Annotated in this window: 13 protein-coding genes; 9 read left to right on the top strand and 4 right to left on the bottom strand. The window is 63.8% G+C overall.

Annotated elements, in window-relative coordinates; translation table 11 throughout:
• Positions 1 to 38 precede the first annotated feature (38 nt).
• The 6 genes from PRZ01_RS05725 (at position 39) to PRZ01_RS05700 (ending at position 7769) form a co-directional block, all read left to right on the top strand.
• Positions 39 to 1334, top strand: a complete 1296-nt coding sequence (locus tag PRZ01_RS05725; RefSeq protein WP_273595807.1) for an MFS transporter — start codon at positions 39 to 41, stop codon at positions 1332 to 1334.
• A 56-nt stretch (positions 1335 to 1390) separates the two neighbouring features.
• A complete protein-coding gene (locus PRZ01_RS05720) occupies positions 1391 to 1831 on the top strand; it encodes an acyl-CoA thioesterase (RefSeq protein ID WP_273595806.1) in 441 nt (146 codons plus the stop codon).
• Between the two features lie 40 nt (positions 1832 to 1871).
• Complete coding sequence (locus PRZ01_RS05715; protein WP_273595805.1) at positions 1872 to 2570, top strand: dienelactone hydrolase family protein; 699 nt, start codon at positions 1872 to 1874, stop codon at positions 2568 to 2570.
• Positions 2571 to 2745: 175 nt separating this feature from the next.
• Complete coding sequence (pepF, locus tag PRZ01_RS05710) at positions 2746 to 4698, top strand: oligoendopeptidase F (RefSeq protein WP_273595804.1); 1953 nt, start codon at positions 2746 to 2748, stop codon at positions 4696 to 4698.
• A gap of 257 nt (positions 4699 to 4955) precedes the next feature.
• The gene (locus tag PRZ01_RS05705; protein WP_273595803.1) at positions 4956 to 6188 is read left to right on the top strand and encodes a GGDEF domain-containing protein; all 1233 of its coding nucleotides are present in this window, start codon (positions 4956 to 4958) and stop codon (positions 6186 to 6188) included.
• A gap of 174 nt (positions 6189 to 6362) precedes the next feature.
• Positions 6363 to 7769 carry a PEP-CTERM sorting domain-containing protein gene (locus PRZ01_RS05700; RefSeq protein ID WP_273595802.1) on the top strand — a complete coding sequence of 469 codons (1407 nt, stop codon included), beginning with the start codon at positions 6363 to 6365 and terminating at the stop codon, positions 7767 to 7769.
• A 92-nt stretch (positions 7770 to 7861) separates the two neighbouring features.
• Here the strand turns inward: PRZ01_RS05700 and PRZ01_RS05695 are convergent, their stop codons facing one another.
• Positions 7862 to 9535 (bottom strand): PEP/pyruvate-binding domain-containing protein, encoded by a 1674-nt coding sequence (locus PRZ01_RS05695; RefSeq protein WP_273595801.1) that lies wholly within the window; start codon positions 9533 to 9535, stop codon positions 7862 to 7864.
• Entirely contained in the window at positions 9532 to 11475 is a 1944-nt protein-coding gene (locus tag PRZ01_RS05690; RefSeq protein WP_273595800.1) for a phosphate transport regulator, read from the bottom strand. The genes PRZ01_RS05695 and PRZ01_RS05690 overlap by 4 nt, the downstream gene beginning before the upstream one ends.
• Positions 11476 to 11723: 248 nt before the next feature.
• On the opposite strand from PRZ01_RS05690, the gene PRZ01_RS05685 reads away from it, so the two are divergent.
• The 3 genes from PRZ01_RS05685 (at position 11724) to truD (ending at position 15885) form a co-directional block, all read left to right on the top strand.
• Positions 11724 to 13589, top strand: a complete 1866-nt coding sequence (locus PRZ01_RS05685) for an alkaline phosphatase family protein (RefSeq protein WP_273595799.1) — start codon at positions 11724 to 11726, stop codon at positions 13587 to 13589.
• Positions 13590 to 13707: 118 nt separating this feature from the next.
• Positions 13708 to 14418 carry a PEP-CTERM sorting domain-containing protein gene (locus PRZ01_RS05680; protein ID WP_273595798.1) on the top strand — a complete coding sequence of 237 codons (711 nt, stop codon included), beginning with the start codon at positions 13708 to 13710 and terminating at the stop codon, positions 14416 to 14418.
• A 444-nt stretch (positions 14419 to 14862) separates the two neighbouring features.
• Entirely contained in the window at positions 14863 to 15885 is a 1023-nt protein-coding gene (truD, locus tag PRZ01_RS05675; RefSeq protein WP_273595797.1) for a tRNA pseudouridine(13) synthase TruD, read from the top strand.
• Between the two features lie 41 nt (positions 15886 to 15926).
• Here truD and PRZ01_RS05670 read toward each other — a convergent pair whose 3' ends face one another.
• Complete coding sequence (locus PRZ01_RS05670; RefSeq protein ID WP_273595796.1) at positions 15927 to 18461, bottom strand: glycoside hydrolase family 3 protein; 2535 nt, start codon at positions 18459 to 18461, stop codon at positions 15927 to 15929.
• 46 nt (positions 18462 to 18507) lie between these two features.
• Complete coding sequence (locus tag PRZ01_RS05665; RefSeq protein WP_273595795.1) at positions 18508 to 20148, bottom strand: alpha-L-rhamnosidase-related protein; 1641 nt, start codon at positions 20146 to 20148, stop codon at positions 18508 to 18510.
• Between the last annotated feature and the right edge of the window lie 414 nt (positions 20149 to 20562).

Raw genomic sequence — 20562 nt, 5'->3', positions numbered from 1 at the left:
AACACGAGGCCCCGCGCCCAGCAAACTCTCCCGCCACCATGACCTCTTCCAACCGGCCCATGTTCTGGGTGCCCTCGGGCTATTTCACGATGGCCTTGACCTACAACATGCTGACCGCCGCCGCCGTCATCATGTTCAGCAACCTGGGCATGGACAACGCCCGGGCGGCTGAATATGCCAGCGCCCTGGGCCTGGCGTACACAATCAAGCCGCTCTTCGCCGCCTTTGTGGAGATGTACCGGACCAAGAAGTTCTTCGTCCTCGTGACCCAGGTTCTGTTGGGCCTGGGCATGATGGGCGTGGCCTTATGCCTGGAACTGCCTGATTACGTCCCCGTCATGATGGGCTTATTCTGGGTCTTGTCCTTCATCGGATCCACGCAAGACATCGCCACCGATGGCGTGTACGTCACCGCACTGGACAGCAAGAGCCAGGCCCGCTTTTGCGGCATCCAGGGTTTGAGTTGGAACGTGGGCAAGCTCGCCGTCATGAGCGTGCTGCTGGCCTTGACGGGCGTGCTGCATCAATACGTCTTCAAGCAAGACCCCGCCGTCAGCGGCCCAACTTGGGCTCGTTCCTGGCAGGTCATCTTCGTGATTCTGGGCGTGGTGATGCTGGCCATGGCGGCCTGGCATGCGCGCGTGATGCCCGACGGTGCCCGCGCAGAACATACGCCCAGCACGCCCGGCCAGGCGCTGGCCACCCTGGCGGATGCTTTCGTCAGTTTCTTCCAGAAGCAGGGCATCTGGCTGATGATCGGCTTCGCCTTGCTGTTTCGCATCAGCTTCGGCTTTCTCAACGTTCCCAGCCTGCTGTTCATGAAAGACACCCTGCCCAACGGCGGGCTGGCCTTGAGCAACCAAGCTTTTGGCCTGATCTACGGCACCTTTGGCATTGTTGCGCTGCTGGTGGGCTCGCTGGTGGGCGCAGCCATCGTGGCACGGCGCGGGCTGCAAAAATCTTTGTTCATCTTGTGCTGCTGCGTCAATATTCCAAACATCACGTTTTTACTGATGGCAATCTACCAGCCGCAAAACATCTTGTTGATCAGCGCGGGCGTGGTACTTGAGCAATTCTTTTTCGGCACCGGGTCGGTCGGCTTCATGATCTACCTGATGCAGCAACTGGCGCCTGGAAAATATTCCACCTCGCACTACGCCTTTGCAACCGGTTTGATGGGCCTGTGCATGATGCTAACGGGTATGGTCAGCGGGCACCTGCAGCAGCAGATGGGCTATACCGGCTACTTCATCTTCGTGATGCTGGCTACCATTCCGTCCTTCCTGATCTGCTGGTTTGCCCCCTTCCCGCACCCAGAGCCAGACGCCGCCTAGTTGGGTCGAGGTCTAATGCGGGCTAGCAATTCCGCTGTGCCCGACTCGCAAGCGCCATGGACTGGGATGTCCCTTCGCCGTTTCTTCTGTCGGTCTGCCCGCAAGCCGCGGATATCGATGGGTTGAACCACACCAACAATGCCGTCTACGTGCAGTGGTGCGAACGCATTGCCTGGGCGCACTCCGAAGCGCTGGGCTTGAGCCTGGCGGACTACCGTTCGCTGGACCGGGCCATGGCCATCCAACGCGCCACCTACGACTACCTGCTGCCGACTCTTCTGGGCGAACCCTTGCGCCTGGCCACCTGGCTGGGCGCCGCCGATGGGCGCCTGAGTATGCAGCGTCACTTTCAGCTGCGCCGCGAGCGAGACGGTGTTTGCGTGATGCGCGGCCAGTGGAATTTGGTGTGCATTGAGCTGAGCAGTGGCCGCGCGCGCCGCATGCCGGCAGAATTCATGGTGCGCTACCTACCGGCCATTCAGCAACGAACCGCGTGAATGCATGGCCGGTCCACTTTCACCCACCCAGGAATTTGCCATGCTGAAACCCATCAAATTCACGCGCCCCGACGGGCGAACCGCCAACGGCGTCATCGCCGAGGCCCAGCAGGCTTTGGGCGCCGTTGTGGTGCTACAAGAATGGTGGGGCGTCAACGCGCAGATCTGCGGGGTGGCTGAACGGCTGGCCGCAGCAGGCTTTACGGCGCTGGTGCCCGACTTGTACCGGGGCAAAAGCACGGTCGAACAAGAAGAGGCCCACCACCTCATGGAGGCGCTGAACTTCGGCGATGCAGCCGCCAACGACGTGCGGGGCGCGGTCCAGTACCTGAAATCACTGAACCTGGGCAGCGGCAAGGTCGGCATCACCGGCTACTGCATGGGCGGGGCCTTGACCTGGCTGGCGCTCATGAACACCCCCGAGGCCGATGCCGGAGTGGTCTGGTACGGCCTCCCGCCGCTGGAGTACCTGGACGCCAGCAAACTCACACAGCCGGTCATGGCGCACTGGGCCACACAGGACGCGGCATTCTCCATCGACAACGTCGATCGCCTGGAGCCGCTGCTGCGTGAGGCGCAGGTGCGCTACGAAGGCCACCGCTATCACGCTCACCATGCCTTTGCCAATGAAGACGCACAAGGGCCCAAGCGCATTGCCATCACGCAATACGACGCGGTATGGGCCCGCATGGCTTGGGACCGAACTTTGCGCTTCTTCGGGCAACACCTGACAGCCTGATTGCCGAAGTTTTTCAACTTTCACCAGGACCTTTGGCACGGGTGGCTTGCGACGGATAACGGCACAATCCAACGCACCGCAAGCGGCTGGGTCGACCCGTGCCGGGCCGCAGGCGGACAACACAATCTTCAAAACCGAGGGTGCGCCACAAGCCTGCCCCCAAAAGAGTCCACGCATGAAACCCACCGTGATTGCTTTGGCGGCCGCCCTGATGCTGCTGTCCACCGCCGCCCTCCCCAGCCTGGCCCAAGCGACAACCGCACCGGCAACTGCTGGCGCCCCCGCCGAAGCGGCCACCGTGCCCGTCGGCCAGGTGGTGTGGAACCTGGTGCCGCTCTACGCCAGCGACGCCGCCTGGGAGGCCGAGCGCCTGGCCATCCTGGCAGAACTGCCCAAGCTCAAGGCCCTGCAGGGCAAGCTGGGCGACAGCGCCACCCAGTTGGCGGATGGCCTGGACGCACTGTCAAACGTGCGCCGGCGCCTCGGCCGCTTGATCACCTACTCAAGCCTCAAGGCCGACGAGAACACCCAGATCACCGAGAACCAGGCCCGCAATCAACAGGCCTATTCGGTGTACAACCAGTTTGGCGAAGCCAGCTCCTTCGTCAATGCCGAAGTCGCAGCGCTGGGCCGCGACAAGGTGCAGGCCTATCTGGCAGCCGAGCCCCGGCTGGCCAAGCACAGCCAGGGCCTGACCACCATGCTGCGCCTCGCCGAGCACACTCTGGGTTTGAAAGAAGAAGCCCTGCTGGCCGGCGCGGCAGAAGCACTGCAGCAGCCCCAAAACATCTACGGCCTGTTGTCCAACGCCGACCTGCCCTGGCCCACCGTCAAGATCGCCGGCAAGACCGTGACGCTGGACCAAGAACAGTACGTGGCCTATCGCAGCAACCCGAACCCAAAGATCCGCGAGCAGGTGTTCAAGGCCTTCTGGCCGGTTTACAAGGCCTACGAGCGCACCCTGGGCGCGATCTATGCGGCCAATCTGCGCGGCACCGTGTTCAACGCTCGCTCACGCAAGTACGCCAGCAGCGTGGCCATGGCCCAAGGCAATGACAATATTCCTGACGCCGTCTACCGCACCCTGGTGCAAGAAGCCAATGCCGGCCTGCCCACCCTGCACCGCTACCTGAAACTACGCAGCCAGATGCTGGGCCTGAAGAGCGCGGGCTATCAAGACGTCTACGTACCCCTGGCCAAGACCAGCCGCAACTACAGCCTGGCAGAAGCCGAACAGCTCACCCTGGCCTCGCTCAAGCCCCTGGGCGAGGACTACACCCGTCAGCTGGCGCAGGCCTTCAAGGGCGGGTGGATGCACTCGGTGCCGCAACGCGGCAAGCGCTCGGGCGCCTACATGAACCCGGCCGCCTACGATGTGCACCCCTATTTGTTGATGAGTTTCAACGGCGACTACAACAGCGTCTCGACGCTGGCCCACGAATGGGGCCACGCCATGCACTCGGTGCTGTCCAACGCGGCGCAACCGTTCGAAACGGCGGACTACTCCACCTTCATTGCGGAGATTCCGTCCACCGCCAACGAGTTGTTCCTGGTGGATTACATGGTCGAAAAAGCGGCCACCCGCGAGGAGAAAATCTTCGCCCTGAGCCAGGAGCTGGAAGGCATGCGCACCACCTTCTTCCGCCAGGCCATGTTTGCCGAATTTGAATTGAAGGCGCATGAGGCTGTGGAAAAAGGCGAGCCCATCACCGGTGAATGGCTCAGCAAGACCTATCTGGACCTGCTCAAGCGTTATCACGGCGATGCGCAGGGCGTCGTCAAGATCGACCCGCTGTACGGCATCGAGTGGGCTTACATCCCGCATTTTTACAACGACTTCTACGTCTACCAGTACGCCACCTGCGTGAGCGCCGCCGCCTTCTTTGCCGAAGGCATCGGCAAGGGCGCCGCAACGGGCGACACGGCGCTGCGCGACAAGTACTTTGCCATGCTCAAGTCCGGCAGCTCGGCCGACGCCTATCCGCTGACGCGCGCCGCCGGCCTGGACCTGGCCTCGCCCGAACCCTACCGAGCACTGATGCGCCGCATGAACCGCACCATGGACAAACTGGAAGCGCTGAACGCCGAACACCCCGGCAAGGCCAGCCTCCCGACACCCGGTCACTAAACCGAGCCGCCCGGCCATCGAGCCGGCCTCCACCCCAGGGTCCGCCAGTCGGACCCATTTTTTTTGGGGAAGCACAATCAGCCCAACAAAGGGCCGCTATCAACAACTGCGATGAAGATCCCCGCGCGCGTCGATGCGCCGCATTGGGGAGCTATCCACCCTTTCTTGCATTTCAAACAACGCGCGTAGACCCATGCATCGCTGGCCAAATAACCTCCATAATGAACGGACTCGAATTCACTTCGTGACACGAGACGATGACTGCGCTGACAAGAATCAAGGCTGTCACCGAGACAACCCTCGGCCAGACTCCCGTTGAACTAGGCCCAGACGACGAAGCCTTCGTTCAGTTGGAGGCCTTGCGCATGTGGATCAGCCGAATGCTATTCGCATCACGCACTTCTTGGCTGGGGTACGGCGCCCTTTTCATTCTGCTCAGGCCGATTGTTCCCCTGGCCATTCTTGGCACTTGGCTGGCAATTTTTTTTCTGGCTGAATTAACCATCATCGTGCTTGCGAAGCGGCTTCGGCAGCAACTGGACCAGCCCGCCGCACGCGCCAAGCTGTTGAATATTTTGTCAGTCTTGCTGTTCCCGCTGGGGCTGCTGTGGGGCGTTGTTCCTGTATTGCCAGGCGTTGCGGATTCACTCGGCATCTCCATGGTGAGCATGCTGTTCATTGCCATCGTGGCCCTGCTGTCAGTTCACAACCTTTGCTTCATTCGAAAGACGCTGCTCGTCTTTACCTCAGGCATCATGCTCCCCGGCGTCGTGATGGGGATTTACGCTCCGTTTGCACTGGTAAGTTGGATGGTTGCCCCGGCCTTGTTGCTGTTGCTGGTGCTTCAGCTTTACGGCCGAAGTGCCCAAAAACTCTTGCTCCACGTGATCCGAAGTGGCGTGCAGTCCAAGCGGTTGAACGCCGAACTCCATCGCAGCAATGCCGAACTCGCCGCGACGCTTGAAAAAGTGCACGAGATGGCGCGCATTGACGCCTTGACAGAGTGCCTGAACCGCCGAGCCGCCATGACGGTCCTGGCGCAGGAGTTCATGCGAAGCCAGCGTTACGGCACCGGCTTCGGATTGATTCTGCTGGACCTGGACCACTTCAAATCCATCAACGACACGCACGGACACGGCGTGGGCGATGCGGTGCTCGTAGCAGCCGCACAGCGCCTGCGCGCCCGCTTGCGGTCCACCGACAGCCTTGCACGCTGGGGCGGTGAAGAATTTTTATGCATTCTGATGCAGGTGGATCGCGCCACGCTGCTCCGAACGGCGCAGGACTTGTGCCAGTCCCTGGGCGGCAGCCCGCTGTTGACCTCGCCCGTTTCACTGACCGTCACGGGCTCCTTTGGCATCGCCTATGTGAATGCCGACAAACCCCTGGACCAAGCCATTGACGAGGCCGATATGGCGATGTACCAAGCCAAACGCACGGGGCGCAACCGGGTCTGCAAGTACACGCAGGCAGAAGCGTTCAGTACGTAGAACTTGCCCGTCAGCGATTGCTCAGGTTAAGCGGGACACTGATCTGCCAGGCACTGCTTGCGTTTCAAGCCCACTCCCCCCAAGCGCGGGGGTGCGCGAGAAGGGCGCACCACAGAACTGTCACGTAATTTTCAGACACTGCGGCACCCCTCAAAAATTGGTCCATTCACCGCGATGAATACTCAACACAAACGCCGCCCCCTGGTCACTTGGCTCGGCCTCGCCTGTGCACTCGCCGCCACCCCCATGGCGCATGCCACCGCGGTCTTCAACGTAGGCGACCTGGTGGTCAGCATCTATGGCAATGGCAACCTGAGTGGCAGCTATGGCGACAACCAAGCCTCGCCCATCGTGCTGCAGGCCCTCTCGACTACCGGCGTTCTGGGCAATGCCCTGACGCTGCCGCAGTCGAGCTTTGTCAGCGCCTCGGGCGTGCTGAACTCGGCCATCTCGGGCGAGTACGGCTCTTCATCGGAAGGCACGCTGCAACTATCCGGGGACGGCAAGCTGCTCACCATCATGGGCTACGGCGTCAATGCCGCCGCCTTCAACAGCGCCACGGTCAACGCCACCAATGCCTACGGCACGCAGGCGCTGGCGCAGACCACAAGCGTTCAAGGCGGCAACTACACGGCAGTGTCGCGGGTGGTGGCCACCATCTCTGCCGCAGGCACGGTGAACACCAGCACCGCAATCTACAACTTTGCCAACACCAACAACCCGCGCAGCGTGGCCACGCAAGATGGCTCCTCGTTTTATGTCGCGGGCCAAGGGGTGAAGGGCGACTCGACGCAAGGCCTGCAATACGTGGTGGCGGGCTCCAGCAGCGGTACGGTGATCAACGCCGGCACGGACATGCGCACCGCCTCGTTCGTGAATGGCCAGTTGTACGTCTCGTCCGACAGCAAGCAGACGGGCGCCACAGGCACGTCCAAGGGCTCCGCCAACATCGCCGTCTACGGGGCAACGGCCCCGACCAGCGCCACCACACCCACGGTCTTGGCCGGCGTGAGCAACAGCGTTGTGCTGACAGCGGGCAAAGGCAATGGCATCAACGCCACCGCCACCGCCAATCTGAGCCCGGAGAACTTCTTCTTCGCCAACGCAACGACCTTGTATGTGGCGGATGCGGGCCAGCCCAAGCAAGGCGGCCTGGGCGACGGCGGCCTGCAAAAATGGACCCTGACCGGCAACACCTGGGTGCTGGACTACACCTTGTCCAACGGACTGGCGCTGGTAGCCAACACCGCCAAGGCGGGCACCACCGGCCTGATCGGCCTGACGGGCAAAGTCGACGGCAACACCGTCTCGCTGTTCGCGACCAATGCCACCCTCGGCGACCTGGACCCAACCTATCTCTACAGCATCAATGACACGCTGAGCGCCACGACACTGCCCACGTCAGAGTCCTTCTCTGTGCTGATGACAGCCGCCGCGAACACCAATATCCGCGGCGTGTCCTTTGCCCCAAGCGCCGCTGTTTCCGCCGTGCCCGAGCCCGCGTCTTATGCTTTGTTCGCCGCGGGCCTGGGCGCCTTGGGCTTCACCGTGCGCCGCAAGCGTACCGGGTCTGCGCACTGACGCTGCCCGGCAATGCCCACCAACGCCCGCAGTTCAGGTTGAACGGCGGGCGGCACAACCGCCGGGGCTTGTACCCGTGGCATCAGCGCAGTTCAACAAGGCGCAGACAGCTGCCGCAAGGCGTCCAGGCGAGCGAGCAAGTCCTGCGGGTACTCAAGCTCGACCTGGGCCTCCCCGGCGTAGAAAACACCCTCGTTGCCGTCGAGCGTGAGCAAGTCGCCTTCATGCAAAAGCGCGTCGCCAACCGTGACGGTGCGCGCCGCCTCATCAATCTGCAATTCACTGCAGCCCACCAGGCAAACCTTGCCCAGCTGGCGCGCCACCACCGCCGCGTGCGAGGTGCGGGCGCCGCGTTGGGTGAGCAGGCCAACTGAACTTTCAAGCGCAGTGAAGTCACCCGTTTCAGCGTCGCGACGCACCAGCACCACGGCCACGCCCGCCGCGTGACGGGCCTGCGCGCGGACCGCGTCGAGTGCAATTTCGCCGATGGCCACGCCGCTGCTCGCGCTGGCCGCCCGACCCAGCGGGACAAGAGGCACGCTCGCCGTGTTGCGCACGCAAGGGCAGGCCAGCGCCTGCCGGTCCAGGCCGGCGGTGCGCTGCTGCGCCAACGGCTGCGCAATCACCCCCTCATCAAACAGATCCAACGCAATGCGTGCCGTGGCCCGTGGTGTGCGTTTGCCGGAGCGGGTTTGCAGCATGAAGAGCTGCCCCTGCTCCACGGTGAACTCGAAGTCCTGCATATCGCCCATCGCCTGTTCGAGCTGATGGGCGGCGTCCTTGAGTGCTTGCCAAACCTCGGGCAACACCGCCGCCAGTTCGTCGTGCCCGTTGGCGCTGCGCCGCCCCGAGACCACGTCTTCGCCCTGGGCGTTGAACAAAAAGTCCACCCACAACGCGGCCTCGCCGCTGGCCGGGTCACGGGTGAAGCCAACGCCAGCCCCCGACTGACCGCCCGCGTTGCCAAACACCATGCGCTGCACCGTCACCGCCGTGCCGATGTCATCGGCAATGTGATTCAAGCGCCGATACTCGCACGCCTTGGTGGACTGCCAGGAGGCGAACACGGCCTCAATGGCGCCGGCAAGTTGCGTGGCTGGCTGCTGAGGAAAGGGCTGCCCCGCCTGCTGTGCGTAGAGTTCGAGAAAGCGCTGGGTCAAGGTGCGCAGTTCAGCGAAGTCGAGCGCGCGCTCATCGCGACCCGCGCACAGCGCCTCGGTGGCGGCTTCAAAGCACTGCGCAGGCAAGCCTGCCACGACTTCGCCGTAACTGGCGATCAAGCGCCGATAGGCGTCCCAAACCAGGCGCGGGTTGCCGGTCTGGCGCAGCAGGCCGCCCACGGTGGCGTCGCACAGGCCGATGTTCAGCAAGGTTTCCATCATGCCGGGCATCGAGACCGGCGCGCCCGAGCGGACCGACAAGAGCAAGGGCCGGCGCGCATCGCCCAAGCGCAAGCCCGTTGAACGCTCAAGCGCCTGCAGGCCGGCCTGCCACAGCCCCGTACCGGACAACCCCGCGCCGGCGGCTTGCGCACGCGCCGCGGGGTCCACGCAGTAGCGCGTGCCAAGCACAAACGCAGGCGGCACAGGCAAGGCCAAGCGCGCCATGCGCAACAGGTTCCAGGCCTTGAATCCCATGCTGCTCGCGCAGGCTTGCACAAAGTCTTCGCCGTGCTGGCCGGCCCCCACATCCTCTGTGCCGCATCCGATCAGGTAGACCGCGTTCGGCAGCGCCGCCTCGATGGAAAGAGCCTTGAGCGCGCTCATCCCCGCACCCCGGTCTTGTCGAAGGCCAGATCGCGCAGCGCGTAGGCAGCAGCCAGCAAACGGTCGGAGGCCAGCTCCAGCGTGCAGGCCAAATCGTTGGCGAGCATCAGGGACGGCGCGTCCTGCAAGGTGCCGAGAATCACCCGGCGAGCATCGCGCAACAAAGCGTCGCACTGGCGCTCAGCCTGCAAGATCCGCCAAGCGGCGCCAAGAAAGGCGTCGTTGTCCGCTGCGTCGCTGTTGGCGCCGAGTGTGCGTGCAATCGCGATGGCTTTCACCTGGTCTTGGGTGGCCAGCAGCACCGTGCTGGCGAGTCGCGCCAAGACTTTGCGGACCTCGCCGTCCCAGCCCTTGATGTGGTGATCGGCGATCAAGCTGATCAGAAAGGCCGCCTCCTCCAAGGCATCGGCCACATCGTCGGACTGCTCCACCAGCCGGACCACCGGGCGCCAGCGGGGCTGCCGCTCGGCCTTCTCGCGTGCTTGCATGACCAGGTGATCGGCCTTTCTCTCCCATAGTTTTGCGCGCGCTGAAAGCTCATTTGCCGCCTTGCCCGATCGCTCCGCACCGTGCGCCAAGCCATCGCTAACGGCTTGCGCCAGGGCCTGGCAATAGGCGGCGTGCTCTGCCAGCAAATCAAACTCACTGCTGCGCTGGCGCACGCATTGCGCCAGCAGCATGCGGGTTTCATCCGCCACCAACGCGGCGGGTTGCCCGCCCTGCAGGGCGTCGCACGCCAGGCGCATCACCGCGACCAGAAACGCGTGCGCGTCAGCGACACCCAGCACCTCGTCCAGCCGGTCGCCGATGCGAAAGGCGCCCTCGCCCGCCGCCTGCATGGCTGAGAAAATCAGATGCTCCCCCCCGACCTGCAACCAGCCACGGTGGCCGATGTCCAACCGGGCCACCTCCGCCAGCACCGCAATCGCCTCGGCCTTGCCGACAAAGGCTTGCAAGCGCTTGCGTGCGCGGTTCCAGTCGATCAAAAAGACGATGCGAGAGCCGATGCCCTCCAGCGCGGCCTCCAGGGCTGCGTCGTCCGCGCCCTCAAAAACAGCCGTGCCGACCGAGTAGGCCTCACCGTGGTTCAAGTCGGCATGGACACACGACTCCGGTAGAGACCAACTGGCGCCCAGCGGCGCAAGAAGTGCCTGAAAGAACTCAAAGCGCACGCGATGCAAATCCGAATACGTCAGCGTGATCGTGCGCTCAGTCACCTGCAGCACCAGCACATGGGCATCGTTGGTGCCAATGTCGTTCTGGATCAGCAGGCGCGGGCCGTCACGCGTTGCGGCCGTGTCCAGCCCAGGGTGGTCGAACTTCAGCCCCGCCGTGCGGTTCAAACCGCGCATGAAGGCCGCGACACGGCTGCGGTCGCCGGGCTGCAAGTCCCACACATTGGCGCCGTCGATGACCTCGCTGGCCAATTCAGCGCTCAGCTTGTTGATCTGCTTGTGCAGGTCCATCACGAGCAGGTGCAGGCTGTCGTCTTCACCACGGCGGCCATGGGTCAGGGCTTCAAGCTGGTGATCGTCAAGCCGGTCGGCCGGCAGGGCGCGCAGCCAGGCCAGCCAGTGCGCAACACGCGGGTGGGGCGGCGCGTCAGGAGGCGTGATCTCCAGCACGGGGCGGGCCATGATCACAAGATCATCGTCAAGGCAGTGAACCCAGCGGGGCAGATCGGGCAGCAGCAATTCACCATCGACCCGCCGGGCCAAGGCGGCGAGATCGTGAAGCCAGGCGGCGTCCAGGCCGGCGGCCGCAATCTCCCGGCTCAGATCAGGCGCGTCGCGATGCGGATGCGAGGCCTGCTCGCTGGCCGCCTGCAGCACCGTGAGGTAGACCTTGAGGCGATCATTGGCGGCGAGGGCCGCCTTGACCCAGGCCGGCAATATCAGGCGGTGCTGCCCGAGTGAGGTCAGTGCTTGGGTCTTTTGCATGGGATCGATTCGCGACAGCGACAGCGGAAAAAGGAACCTCCAGTCTTGAACGCCGGGGTGACGGTCGTGTGACAAGGCGCCGTGATTCGCCGAGGATTCAAGGCTGCATTGACGCAACGCAAACCACCTCCGCCGCCCCCCCTGCCGGACAGCGCATGCCGCCGGGCGCGACGTTCATTGGCGCGCCATCATTAACTCTTAGGCTCATCGGTACGCCCGCACAGGCAAAACAGGAAAGAGCCCCCCCGATGAAATCCTTCCCCTTCGCGCTTCGCGCCACAGTGATCGCCGCACTGGCGACCCTGCCGGCCCTGGCCGCCACCGCCGCGCCCACCACCACGCCGATCAAGCACCTGATCGTGGTCATCGGTGAAAACGTCACCTTCGACACGCTGTACGGCACCTATGTGCCGCCACGCGGCCAGTCGATCTACAACCTGGTCTCGCAAGGCATTGTCAAGCCCGACGGCACCCCGGCCGCCAACTACGCCAAAGCCGTACAGTCCGCCGCCAACGGGAGCGGCCAATACGCCTTGAACCCGCAGCGCGTGGCGCCTCTCGCCAAGCTGCCGCAGCCGACCATGATTGGCCTGTACAACCCCAGCACACTGCAGCCGTACGGCGCCATCCCCGACCCGCGCTTTGCCGCGCTCACGGCCAACGGCCCTTTCCAGATCACCAAATTCGCCAGCTACAACACAGGCGTGGGTGACCCGGTGCACCGCTTCTTCCAGATGTGGCAGCAGACCGGCGGCAGCAACGAAAAGCTCGACCTCTTTGCCTGGGTAGCCAGCACCGTGGGCCAGGGTGGTGCCACCGATGGCGTCACTGCGGCCAGCACCGGCCAGGGCGGCGAGCTGATGGGCTTTTTCAACATGAACCAGGGCGACGCGCCTTACTTCAAGCAGCTGGCCCAAAACTGGGCGCTGAGCGACAACTACCACCAGTTCATCATGGGTGGCACGGGCGCAAACTTCTTCGGCATCGCCACCGGCGACGCGGCGGTCTACAAGCTCAACGGCCAGCTCGCCGTGCCGCCCGCCAACCAGATCGAAAACCCCGACCCACAGGCCCAGACGGCCAACTTCTACACCAACGACGGCTACGCCGGCGGCTCCTACGTCAACTGCGCCGACCTCGGCCAGCCCGGCGTGGCCGCCGTGCGCGCGGTGCTCGACGCCACGGGCCGCGCCCACAATTGCGAAAGCGGCGCCTACTACCTCGTCAACAACTACGAGCCGCCCTACGACATCAACGGCAACGCCAAGACCCTGGGCGCCACCACCTACGTCTACCCGCCGCAAACCGTGCCGACCATCGGCGAAGCTTTGAGCGCCCGCGGCGTGAGCTGGAGCTGGTACACCGGTGGCCGCGACGACGCCGATGTGTCCAGCGATGCGTTGTTCCCGACCATCAAAGCCCAGGTGGCCGCTGCAATGAAGACCCAACTGGGCCTACCGCAATCCACCCCGGATGCTGCCCTTGAGCCCGCACTGACCGCGCTGGCCATCAAGACCGGCCGGCCCTATCTGTACAACAGCATTGGCGACCCGCACAACGCCTCGGCCAATGTCGTGGGCACGCCTGCGCTGAAGGCCAACCTGAAGGGCCTGAACAGCTTCTACAGCGCCGTTGCAGCAGGCACCCTGCCCGAGGTGTCCTATGTGGTGCCCAAGAACCTCGACAGTGGCCACCCCGGCTACTCGGCCCCGGCCCGCTATGAAGGCTTTTTGCAAGACCTGATCACCAAGGTGCAAGCCAACCCCGCGCTGTGGGCGGACACCGCCATCGTGATCACTACCGATGAAGGTGGCGGTTACTTCGACAGCGGCTACATCCAGAACCTCGATTTCTTCGGCGACGGCCCGCGCATTCCGCTGATCGTGGTGTCGCCCTATGCCAAGCGCAACTTTGTGGACCACACCTACAACGACCACAGCTCGGTGCTGAAGTTCATTGAGCGCAACTGGAGCCTGCCGCCCCTGTCGGCCCGCAGCCGCGACAACTTGCCCAACCCGGTGCGCGACCTGAACAACCCTTACCGCCCCGCCAATCAACCCGCCATTGGTGACCTGAGCACCTTGTTCAACTTCCCGGCGGCTGCTGCGCGTTAAGACGTTTTTAAGACGTTTAAGCCTCAATTCATAACGCCCCATCCGAACGGTTTGCCGGGCTGCCGCTGCCCCCACCCTGCGGGCGCGGCGGCCCATCATCAGATACCGGAGTCATTCCATGAAATTCATCGCATCCACCCTGGCCACGGCCTTGTCGACCCTTGTGCTGGCCGGCGCGGCTCACGCGGCAATCGTTGAAACTGCTGACGGCCAACTCTCCACCGCCGGCTGGAGCACCGGCATCGGCGCCGACGCCTCGATCTACGTGCCCGCAGCACCTACCGGCAGCCGTGGCGTTGCGCTGTCTGAAGGCGTGTGGTCCACCAACACCAACATCGCCTTCAGCGCCGGCCAAACCCTGTCAGCCTGGGTCAACCCCGGCCCCAGCCCCACCGACAGCAACGGCGCCCAAGGCGGCCGCCTGTATCTGGGCTTCAATGCAGATGCGGCAGGCGCCTACTCCTTCGTCGCGGCCTCCGACACCGGCGCGCTGGGCTTCCAAGACAACAGCGGCTACGCCACGCCCGACTTCAGTGCCAAGACGGCGCTGAGCTACGCCGACCAGTGGTATCGCTTGTCCGTCACGCTGAGCGCCGACGGTAGCAGCGCCACGGCTCAATTGTTCGACGCTGATGGCAGCACCCTGCTGGGCAGCACCACCGAAACCGGCCTGACACGCAGCGCCGCCACCGGCATCGCGCTGCGCGGCACCGGCGGCGCAGCCGTGGCCTCGATCAGCGTGGTGCCCGAGCCCGCCAGCGCTGCACTGATGCTGCTGGGTTTGGGCGCCCTGGGCCTGCGCGCCCGCCGTGCAGGGTCAGCCCAATAAGCCTGCACGGCGCGGGCGGCATTCCACCTGCGGTAGCGCCGCAATCGGCGGGCACCTGCGCCTGCATGCCGCCGTGCCGGTGGCGTTCAAATAGGCCAAGCTGGGTACGCCGGAGTTCTGCGCTGCACTCAAGGACGCGCTGAAGAGCACCCAAGGCGTGACAATTACCCGGGGGCGATCCGATATGCGACCCCAGACCACGAGAGTCAGGAAGACAACGCACGCGTCTTGCTGACGATCGAAAAGAACGCATAGGAGCGGGCGAATTGAACGGGGTCGATGGGTTCCGCCAAGTGGCCCGTCATTGCGCGCAACGGTTTCCATTGAAGTCGCATCGGTTGGTGCCCGTCACGGCATGCAGGTAGGGCGAGAATCACGGTCTGGACGGCCCCTGGTCGGTTTGACAGCCTGTCCCTCTCTTCACTTGATGCCATCAGACCGCTCATGACCGACCCTCAATACACGACCTTGCCTCAGTGGCCCAACGCTTATCCGGCCAGCGGCGCCAGCGCCACCCTGAAATCCCTCAACGAGGATTTCATCGTGACTGAACTGCCGCTGCAGCTGCCCTCCGGTGCGGGCGAACACATCTGGCTGGACATCGAAAAGAACGGCGCCAACACCGCCTTCGTCGCCCAGCAACTGGCCGCGGCCGCCGGCGTGCAGGAATGGGACGTGGGCTATGCCGGTCTCAAGGACCGCAACGCCATCACCCGCCAGTGGTTCAGCATCTATCTGCCCAAAGGCGAGACGCCTGACCTGACCCAGCTTCAGCACCCGGAATTCAAGGTGCTGAGCCAGAGCCGTCACGTGAAAAAACTGCGCCCCGGTGATCTGCAGGGCAACCGATTTCGCATCGTGCTGCGTGATGTGACCGGCGACCCCGAAGCCCTGAAAGCCCTTGAGGCCAATCTCAAGGCCATTTCATTACAGGGTGCACCCAACTATTTTGGCGCTCAGCGTTTCGGCTTTGAGAGCGGCAACGTCGAGCAGGGCAGAGCCATGCTGGCGCGCGAAATCCGCGTGCGCAACCCGAAGAAGAAGGGCATCTACCTGTCGGCAGTGCGCTCCTTCGTCTTCAATGAAGTACTGGCGCTGCGCATTCAGCAAGGACTCTGGGGCAAAACCCTGCCCGGTGACGTGATGGACGAGGCAGGCCGGCCGACAGGGCCGCTCTGGGGACGAGGTCGCGTCAGCACCACCGATCAAGCGCAGGCCCTGGAAAACGGCGTGGCTGAACGTCACGCCACTTTGTGCGACGGCATGGAGCACGCCGGTCTGGATCAGGATCGGCGTGCCCTGGTGGCGAGCCCGGTGGACATGTCATGGGAATGGCCGCAAGCCGATCAACTGGTGCTCACGTTCTCTTTGCCTGCCGGAAATTACGCCACGTCCGTTCTGAACGAAATCCTCCGCACCACGGAGCCTGACCGGCACACAGAGAACGAGCCTGCGGCTGCCGAATGACGAGGGGCTCCCTTCGGAGCGCCAGATGTGAGGCCACGCCCTTACTTCACGACGATTTCGCCCCTGACCGTCGCGCCTTCTGACGAGAATCCAACGCGCACGGGCACCGAACCTGAAGGCGTCACCCACTGCCTTGTCGCTGAATCCCAGTACGAAAGCGATCGCCTCTCCACGGGGATGGTCAGCACCCGCTCCTCGCCGCCCTCCAACGCCACCCGGGCGAATCCCAACAGCTTCGACACCGGCGTGTCAACCTGGCCGGGCAGCTTGCCTGCGTAGAGTTGCACCACAGTCGAGCCCTTGCGACGGCTTTCATTGACGACGCGAATCGACACCTGGGTCAGATCTTCACCCTGTGCAAGTGCGCGTGAATGAAGGTCGTTCAAACCGAATTGGGCAAAGGACAGGCCAAACCCGAACGGAAACAAGGGCTGCTGGCGGTGCTTCTGGTAGTAGGCATGGCCGACTGACACGTCTTCGGTGAAGTCCATGCTCATGCCGCCCGCGTACGGACGCGGGCCTTGTGACTCATCCGCCGGAAAGGTGATTGGCAGGCGACCACCGGGCTCTGCGTCCCCAAAAAGAACCTGCGCAACAGCCGTGCCGCTGGCCATGCCGGGGTACCACATCTGCAACACCGACTTCACCTTGGGCAGCCAAGGCATCTTCACCGCGCCGCCCGTATTGAGAACCACCACGGTATTGGGGTTCGCGGCACTGACCGCGTCAATCAACGCGTCTTGGTCGCCCGGCAAAGCATAGTGATCCCGGTCCATCTCCTCACCCGTCACTTGGTTCACGAACACGACCGCAACGTCTGAATGCCGTGCCGCTTCCACCGCTGCCGGAATGGCCGAGGCGGCCTGCCAACCCAGCTGCATACGCTGCCCGATCACGGCGCCAGCGGTCGAGTATTCGACCGTCACATCAACGGGCTCGTGGGCCTTCAGAGGGACCACCCCCTGCAGGGGGTAGGTGGATGGCCCGCCACCAGGGAAGTTGGACGCCGTTGATCGCATGCCGTCGATGACGACCTTGCCACCCACTTTGACCTTGACTGTGCCACTGAGCGACGCGGCGAGCCGCACCGGTCCATCAGCAAAAGGGATGAAACGTCCTTGCCACCGGGCCGACCACGGTCCGCTAGAACCTGGGAGGGGTGTGCCAGTAACGTCAATGTCTTTGACCACCTCGCTCCGGTTGGCTGTGCCGGCCCACTTGTCGTTGGCGAAATACTCAACCCCCCAACCCGGACCGCCGTCAGGCGCCGTCAGCGCAACCGGCGGCGCAAACAAGCCGCCGTTGACGCCGAAGTTCGGCAACGTGGTGTCGCCAAGAGTGCCCTGGCTCTGCACGATCTTGACGCCGCGGCCCGCCGCACTGGCAATGGCCTCGATCGGCGTGGTGAACTGGCCCGGATCCACATAGCTGGACCACATCACGCCGGTGACAACATCCTTGCCGACCGGGCCGATCACGGCGATGCGGCCGGATCGGGAGAGCGGCAGCAGCTTGCCATCGTTCTTCAGCAGCACCATGGCTTGCGTCGCAGTGCGCAACGCCAAGGCCTGGTGCTCTGGCGTCGACACGACGGCCGCGGGCGTCGCCAGGACGGGCCGGTCAAAGAGGCCGGTAGAGAACAGCGCCCAAAGGGTGCGCTCCACGGCATCGTCCAGCCTGGCGGGTGGAATGCGACCATCGCGGAGTGCGTCCGGCTGTCGCAAATAGGGTTGAAAAGACCAGGAGTCCATGCCTGCGTTGAACTGCGCCACCGCATCAGCGCCCCCCATGAGATCGGTCACCATGAAGCCCTTGAAACCCGCTTCGGCTTTAGCTTGTTCGATCACCGCCTTGTTTTCAAGGGCGAACGTGCCGTTGATCTTCGGGTACGCCCCCATTAGCCCGCCAATGCGGGCCTTGTCAATCAGCGCATAAAACGGCGGGTTATAAACCTCGTGCAAGGCGCGATCCGAGACATTGACGTTCATCCGCTGACGGTCACGCTCGCTCTGGTAGGCGGTGAAGTGCTTGCCGATGGCAAGGACGCCGCGGCTCTGCATGCCGGCTGCGACGGCACTGCCCATGACGGCACTGACCCACGGGTCCTCGCCATAAGCTTCGCTCAGCCGGCCAGAAAGGCCATCCCGCGCCACGTCGACGGTGGGGCCAAGAATGACGTTCCAACCCTTGCCCCGAGCTTCGTCAGCAATGGCCATGCCGTAACTGCGAGCCAGTTCTGCATCGAAGGTCGCCGCCAAAGCCAACGGGACCGGGAAAGCGGTCTGTCCGACATCGCCGCGCAAGCCGCTCGACGCGTCGACCCGCCGCAGCGCCGGGATTCCCAGTGGCGCAAGCGACGCGTATTCAGCCGGATCGACTGCATTGACCAACGCAATCTTCTGCTCGCGCGACATGGCCGCCAGCAACTGGGCGGCACGCACTTCTGGGCGCTGCGTTGCATCGCGCCAAGCCTGGCCAGACGTTGGCGCTTGCGCGCTGAGCGGCGTGCCCGTCGTTGCAATGGCAGCAACGGCAGTCAGCATCGCAAGACGTTTCAATCGAACGTTCATTTTCATGGGTGTTTTGTCTCCGTTGGAAGGTGCTGCCAGCCAGACCTGGCGCTTAGACTTTCAGGTGGCCGTCCCGCAGCATTGAGCGGATGAAGTAGGTCGGCGTGCAACTCCACGCATGGCAGTAGCTGTTGATGTGGATGTCGCCATAGGGCGAGGACAGAGGCTCCTCGGGGTCATACACCTCCCAGAAGGTGTCGGCCCCGGCCTCGACCATCCCGCCCCAGTACTGACGGATCAGCTCGAGTGCTTCGTCGTTCATGCCACAGGCGACCATGGCCTCGACGATGTAGTGATAGAGATAGGGCGTCACCGGTTTCACCGCATCCGGCGAGGCCATCACCTGTCTCAATGCGACTCGCGCCTGATCGGCGGATTCAGGCACGCCGGCCAGGACCATCCAGGCCTGCGACGCACAAGACAATTGCCGCGCCGGGCCACTCAGAAAGAGACCGCTGGCCGGATCAAGCAGATGGGCGCGCGCCGCAGCCACCAGCCGGGCAATCTGATCCGGGTAATGAGCCACCTCGGCGGCACGGCCCAGCATAGTTGCCAACATCCAGCTCCGACGCAACGCGAAGATCAAGACACCCTGGATTGCCGTGCTCCGCTCCAGCGAACGCGACCAGTCGATGAAGCACCAGGTCGCGCCGGTGTCGACGAAGAGCCCGTCGTCGCCCACTGCGGCGCAAAGCAATTCAAGCTGACGCTTCGCAACCGGCCAGAGATCCTGACCCGTCGCCAAATCGCCCGTGGCGAGCACGTACTCCTGCAAGGTCACGTTGTACAGCGCCGCATAGTCGAAGGTGACGGTGTCCGCATAGGTCGGTACCGGCCGCTCGTAGACGCAGCCATTGACGAGGCCATCGCTGCGCGTCAGGCCCGCGAACAAATAGAGGCATCGCTTCACCACATCGTTCGCGCGATAGGTCTCATAGCTCGCCAGGGCCTGAAGACGAAGGTCGCCGACCCACAGCCGTCGGTCACGCCGCGGCCCGTCCTCAAAGCAGGTTTGCAGACAAGAGCGCAAGGTCGCCTGTGCAACCGCATCGACCCGGTCGCACCAATCGGGAAGCCCTTCAGGCAGACGCTCAGGAACGCCGATTGCGGACGTCACCTCGTGCGCCGTCACCTCCGCAAAGGACACCCCGAAGCGCGACGACGCGGCGATCACTTCGACCTTGACGTACCTGAAGGCATAGCGTCGCGGCAATTGCACGGTTTGAGGCAGGTCGTCGATCGTCACGATCTCCTCCTGCAACCACGCCTCACTCAGCCAACCTCGATAGGGATGCAGCGGTTCCGCCACGTCGGTCGGAACTTCGCCGAAGGTCAAGCGCAAGCGCACGGGACTGTCCGGCATGCCGCCGGCTGGGACCAGGCGGAAGGAGAGAAAGCCTGCCCGGTGCCCACCGAAGTCGACCGTGAAGGATTCGCCCGTCCGCCAGCAGCGAGAGGCAAGCATGGCCACATCGCCACTCGGCGACATGTCAAAGCGCAAGGGAGCGGCCGGGTTCGGTCGAGGCTCGACGATGGCAATGGGGGCTTGCGGGTAGGACCGCAACTCAGGAACCAAGGCCTGCGCCTGGCGGAGGTACGACTCCACAGGCGGGCCTGGGGGCAAGTAAACCCGCCGCGCCTGTTCGGCGGCCTCGTGTGCGGCGATTTGTTCTGGCGTCAACTTTTCAGACATGTAGACCGGGTGCCTCGACAAGTAGTGAGCGGCAGGCAAAGCGCCAGCCTCAAAAAACTTTACGCAGGCACGGGATTCGCCTCAATGGCCGGCCGCTTACGTGCCAGTTAAGCAAACCTAAAGAACGCCGGTTTGGTGCCGCAACGCCCCAAGCTCGATCAGCCCGCCCCATTGGCACGCATGAATTCATCAGGGTTTGTCTTGAGGCTGGCCGAGGCGCAGCCTGGAAATGCGCGCAGCCGGCACGCAACAGCGATGCGGTCAAGTCCGCTAACAACACCTGCCCATCCCTGCCGAAGATGTCTGCAATCTCGAAGCCATCGAGGTTTGCCTTGCGGACGATCACGTCCACCCAGGCACCCAACCCGCCAGGGCCAACCGCCCAACCCATCGGCGCGCAACACGCAGTTGCCG

Source organism: Roseateles koreensis (genome assembly GCF_028595305.1).
Lineage (GTDB): Bacteria > Pseudomonadota > Gammaproteobacteria > Burkholderiales > Burkholderiaceae_C > Paucibacter_A > Paucibacter_A koreensis.
This window is presented reverse-complemented; position numbering and strand designations above follow the sequence as displayed.